Annotated in this window: 5 protein-coding genes and 1 pseudogene; 5 read left to right on the forward strand and 1 reads right to left on the reverse strand. The window is 65.8% G+C overall.

The features are described from left to right. The first annotated feature begins 67 nt into the window (after positions 1 to 67). Genes C1D09_RS25035 through C1D09_RS25045 form a run of 3 tightly spaced genes read left to right on the forward strand, consistent with a single transcriptional unit; the run spans position 68 to position 1,518 of the window. A complete protein-coding gene (locus C1D09_RS25035; RefSeq protein ID WP_143976765.1) occupies positions 68 to 481 on the forward strand; it encodes a hypothetical protein in 414 nt (137 codons plus the stop codon). Next, positions 474 to 866, forward strand: coding sequence for a hypothetical protein (locus tag C1D09_RS25040; RefSeq protein ID WP_143976766.1), 393 nt, complete (start codon positions 474 to 476; stop codon positions 864 to 866). Before C1D09_RS25035 ends, C1D09_RS25040 begins: the two co-directional genes overlap by 8 nt. Positions 867 to 888: 22 nt before the next feature. Next, positions 889 to 1,518, forward strand: coding sequence for a terminase large subunit domain-containing protein (locus tag C1D09_RS25045; protein ID WP_246135868.1), 630 nt, complete (start codon positions 889 to 891; stop codon positions 1,516 to 1,518). Between the two features lie 142 nt (positions 1,519 to 1,660). Here the strand turns inward: C1D09_RS25045 and C1D09_RS25050 are convergent, their stop codons facing one another. Next, complete coding sequence (locus C1D09_RS25050; RefSeq protein WP_143976768.1) at positions 1,661 to 2,482, reverse strand: HEAT repeat domain-containing protein; 822 nt, start codon at positions 2,480 to 2,482, stop codon at positions 1,661 to 1,663. A 329-nt stretch (positions 2,483 to 2,811) separates the two neighbouring features. Between C1D09_RS25050 and C1D09_RS25055 the strand changes: the two genes are divergently transcribed. Further along, positions 2,812 to 3,729, forward strand: coding sequence for a phage terminase large subunit family protein (locus tag C1D09_RS25055; protein ID WP_281288641.1), 918 nt, complete (start codon positions 2,812 to 2,814; stop codon positions 3,727 to 3,729). A 332-nt stretch (positions 3,730 to 4,061) separates the two neighbouring features. Then, positions 4,062 to 4,854 (forward strand): annotated as a pseudogene (locus tag C1D09_RS25060) (hypothetical protein); the annotation flags it as partial.

Raw genomic sequence — 4,854 nt, forward strand, 5'->3', positions numbered from 1 at the left:
GCGGCTGCCGATTTGAACGCTGCGGGGCAGCGGGGCGCCGCAGCGCGCGACTTTTGCGAGAAATCCAATGACCCAACGCTACGCCACGATCATCACCGATGATGACGGCCGCGAGATCGTCAGCGCCATCGGCGCGTTCGAGGGCGCGCTGCCGCGCCCGCGCCTGGGGCGCGTCGAGCCGGTGGCATCCGGCGTGCTGATCGGCATGGTGCGGGACGCGGCGGGTGGCTTTTGTTTCGAGCTGCCGAGCATCGGCGGCCACGCCATGGGTCTGGTCTTGGCGCGGCTCAAGGCGCGGACCGGGGTGGCAAGAGGCGCCGGCGCGCCAGAGCCTGCCGCGACCGCGAAGCCGAAGCGCGCGAGGAAGGCCAAGGTGAAGAAAAGGAAATCCCGCGCCAGGAAGCCGGCCAGATCGGTGCCGAACACCGGCATGGCTGCTTGCGCAAACGGTGCCAGCACCATGGATCAAGTCGATGGCTGACGAAGCCGACGCCGGGCCGGCACGCGGCAAGGCAAGGCCGGCAAGGCGCAAGCCTGTCCGCGCTTCGGTCACGCCGAAACCTCGACCGAAACGGACGAAGAAGACGCTGGGCGATGACTTTCTCGCCGCCGTGCGCGCCGATTTCCGCGCGCACGGCGCCGGCGTCATCGCCGAGGTGCGGGCCGACAAGCCCGACCAGTATCTGAAGATCGTGCTTTCCGTGCTGCCCAGGGATTTCGATGTCGCCATCAACCATCTGGACGCCTTGAGCGATGAAGAGATCCGCAGTCGCATCCGCAGCCTCGAAGCCATCGTCAAACCGTTCCTCGAAGACCCCACCGAGCTCGGCGAAGACGGAATATCTGGCGCTGCTGGCGGAGCTTGATCGCCGCAGACGCGGCAACCGGTTGGCGGCATACAGGCCGTATCAGCGCCAGGCCGAATTTCACGCGGCGGGCGCGCAAAACCGCGAAAGGCTGTTCATGGCCGGCAACCAGCTCGGCAAGACCCGGGCCGGCGGCGCCGAATGGGCCATGCACCTGACCGGCCGTTATCCGCAGTGGTGGCAAGGCAAGGTTTTCGACACGCTCGTGCGGCTGTGGGCCGCCGGCGTGACCGGCGAGGGCACGCGCGACAACCCGCAGCGCGTGCTGGTCGGCCCGCCGCAGCAGCAGGCGGCCTGGGGCACCGGCATGATCCCGGCCGATGCTATTCGTCAGACCATCATGGGCCGCGGCGCGCCGGGCGCGCTCGACAGTGTCGTCGTGCGCCATGGCGGCGGCGGCGACGTCCAGGCGGGCGAGAGCGTGCTGTCGTTCAAGAGCTTCGAGAAAGGCCGCGAGAAATGGCAGGGCGAGACGCTGCATGGCGTCTGGTTCGACGAGGAACCGCCGCTCGACATCTATTCCGAAGGCCTGACCCGCACCAACGCGACGGGCGGGATCACGATCGTCACGTTCACGCCGCTGCTGGGCATGAGCGACGTGGTGCTGTTGTTCCTGTCGGCGGCGGAGGTGGAGAGGATGGGGAAGGGGTGAGAAGCGGTCCGCTTTAGCGGACGAAAAGCCAAGTGCTTGGCTTTTCGAGCTTCGAACGCCTTGAGCCTGCGAAGGGCCGGGCGACCTCTCAAAACCTGGGTTCTGGAAGGTTTCTTCCGCACTACCGCTGGGGGGCGGCAATTCAGGCGGTTGCCGGCAATGATGACTGCCAGACCGCATGGCGCGATATCTGGTTGTGCTTGATGCAAGCCGTCGCCAGTTCGCTGATTTCAGGATCGGCGGACGCCCGCGCCCAACCGACGAAGGCATCAACGACCACCAGCCTCGCCCGACCGGCCAGCCCCAGACCGTAGCGCCGCACCACCGGTTCGCCATGGTGCAACATCGAACGGATCATGCCTGCTGCGTCGTCCCGCCATTGCTCGGAAATATCTGAAATCGCCGAAAACGGCGTTTGCGGCCTGAGCAATGCGGCATGCTGGCGCGCAAGCTTCAACTGCCAGTCCTTTGCAAAGCGCACGAACTGGATGGCTCCCATGCGCACACCCTCATGCTCGTCTGCAAGAGCAAACAACACCCGCGCCAGATGGTCGCCATGCTCACGTGTGCTGCATCGCAAGATACACTCTATGGCATCGAAGCGCGTGCACGGGTTGTCATCCCCCAGCAACGCGGCCAGTTCGCCCACCATCGAACTTATGTTCTGGTTTTGAAACGTGGCCAGAAACGCGCCCGTCGCACGTGTCCGGGCATTGGCCGATGTCAGCAAAAGACGCAGGCTTTCCAATGGGACCGTCTTGCCAAGCTCACCAAGAAAGTCGTTTGCAAGCGTGCCATCGTCGTCGTCGGAGAGCGACAACAGCCGCTCCAGCATCTCCTGACCTGTCATGGCATTTCTCGATTTGCCGAGCGGCAGCAAAATCTTACCGCCTTCGCTGAAGAAAAGATAAGCGGTCTCGCTGTCCTCGGCGGACAGGCGCATCGCCTCGAATAGATCTGTCATGGCAAAGAGTGGCTTTCCCACCCGCGTAGAGTAGAGGCCGCGCACTATGCTCCGGCCCAACACGCATCGGTTGTCGCCGACGCGGGGCAAAACCTAGCGCATAAAACCGCAAAGGGAAAGATGAGTGGGCGAGCGCGTGGTGGAACTGGCCACGCGTGCGGCAGAAGCCGTCGCGGCCCGGCTGTCGCACATCGGCTGGAGCTGACATGGAGCATGAGCGCAGCCTGCGAAGGGCCGGGCGACCTTTCAAAACCTGGGTGCCTCGCCCCCAGAGGTGGGGACAGGTGGCCGCGAAGCGGACGGAGAGGGGGCCGCCGTAGGGCGCCGCCTTGGCGAGATGGGATTCGCTTCGTCTGCCGGGCCAGCGCCATCCCCCGCTCCGTCGCGGCCTCGCCGCGCCGCCTTGCCGGGGCGAGCCGCGGGTCTCACCCGTCCTTCGGACCCCCAGATTCGCGGCGGCAAGGAATCCAAGATTTTCCAAGGGCACCGCAATGACCCGTCACGTCACCTTCATGACCATCGACGATGCCGCGCATTATTCGCGCGACGAGCGCGCGGCGATCGTTGCGGCCTATCCCGAGCATGAGCGCGAGGCCCGTGCGCGCGGCATTCCGGTGCTGGGCTCGGGCCGCATCTTTCCGGTGGCCGAGGCGCTGATCGCCTGCGAGCCGTTCCGGCTGCCGCGCTACTGGCCGCGCATCGGCGCGCTCGATTTCGGCTGGGACCATCCTTCCGCCGCCGTCGAACTCGCCTGGGATACCGAGGCCGATGTCGTCTATGTCACCAAGGCCGCGCGGGCCTCGCAACAGACGCCGGCGATGCAGACGCTGACCCTTAGGCCCTGGGGCCAATGGCTGCCCTTCGCCTGGCCGCGCGACGGCCGCCGCGAGACGCTGGAAGGGGCGGGCGTGGCGCTCGCCAAACAATATTCAGCACACGGGCTGAACATGCTGCCGCGCCACGCGCAGTTTCCCGACGGCTCCGTCTCTGTCGAGGCCGGGCTGATGGAGATGCTCGACCGCATGCAATCCGGCCGCTTCAAGGTATTTGCCACGCTCGCCGACTGGTGGGAGGAATTCAGGCTCTTCCATCGAAAAAACGGCCAGGTCGTCAAGCTACGGGACGACCTGATGGCGGCGACGCGCTACGGCGTGATGATGCTGCGCGAGGCGGTGGTCGATCCGGCGGAGTTCAAGGCGGCGCGACGGCCGGCGGGCCAGAGCGATCCGCTGGGGGCGTTTCGTTAGGGGCGAGCGCCTCTCACTTCTTCATTCGCGGGCTCGACCCGAGAATCCATGCCGCGGCATCAGCCGAGGCGTTCAGCAGAACAGAATTTCGCACCGCAGCGGCGCTTTCAAGTCTCGGCATGGATCCCTGGGCTGATGGGCGGATCCGGGGGATGCGCAGCGTCGCTGCGCTCCTTGCGCCGCCCGTGAGATGACGATCGCACCGGGCGCCGGCCGCGCCCCGCAACACCGGCCGGCCCCTTCAAGAAATTTCGATCCGAAAAACACACGAACGCATCGGGTGCGATCCGGCCGTGCCGTGATCGCCGGCCCGCGTCTTTGTTCAAAGCCAGATGGGCTTCCGCAGGGTTTTGGCGGTTCCCCAGGCGCTCTCGGACAGCCTTGGCGCGAAATACGTCGATGAGAGCGTGCCGCTGCAACAGCGAATTGTCGAACTGAGTGAAATCCTCAAGGCCCTGCGCGACCCGGAGGCGCGCTTCCTCCTGGCCGGACAGGTTTTCCAGTCCGCCCTCGATCGTCTGCGCCAAAACGCGGCAAACAATCCGAAGATCACGTCGGTGGAGCTGGAGGCCCAGGGAAAGGCCCTCGAGGCTGGCCTGATCGAGATGGCCCAGCATCCTGCACGGGTGCGGTTTAACGCTGGCTCATGGTGGCAAAAGCCGATTGCGGCTGTGAACGACAGCGTCAGGCTCGCGGCCAACGGCGCGACATTCGACCAGGCCGACAAGTTCGCTGCGGGACTGAACTGGCTCTTCTCCGCCAAGAGCTACAGCGAGCTGCTGGCAGCCGAGCAAGCTGAAAGCGAGGATGCCGCGGATCGTGCCGGGTCGGCTGGCATGGCAGCGAAACTGCTTGGCGCCTTCGCAACCGGCCATGGCCTTCAAGGCGCGGGACTTACCTTCACGGGAAAGTTCGGAGCCGAAGCCCTGGAGGGCCTGCCAGGTCTCTTCGCTCGAAGCGCCGGCATGGCTGCCGATGGCGCCGTATTCGGTGGTGTCGACGCCGCGCTCAACGGCCGGGACATCGTGCGCGATATGGGCATTGGGGCGCTCTTGGGGGCGGGCGGCAATGTTCTTGCCGAAGGGCTGAGTGCCGTTGGCAGCCAGGTGGTGGCGAGGCTCGGCG

The organism is Mesorhizobium intechi, from assembly GCF_002879535.1.
Classification (GTDB): domain Bacteria; phylum Pseudomonadota; class Alphaproteobacteria; order Rhizobiales; family Rhizobiaceae; genus Mesorhizobium; species Mesorhizobium intechi.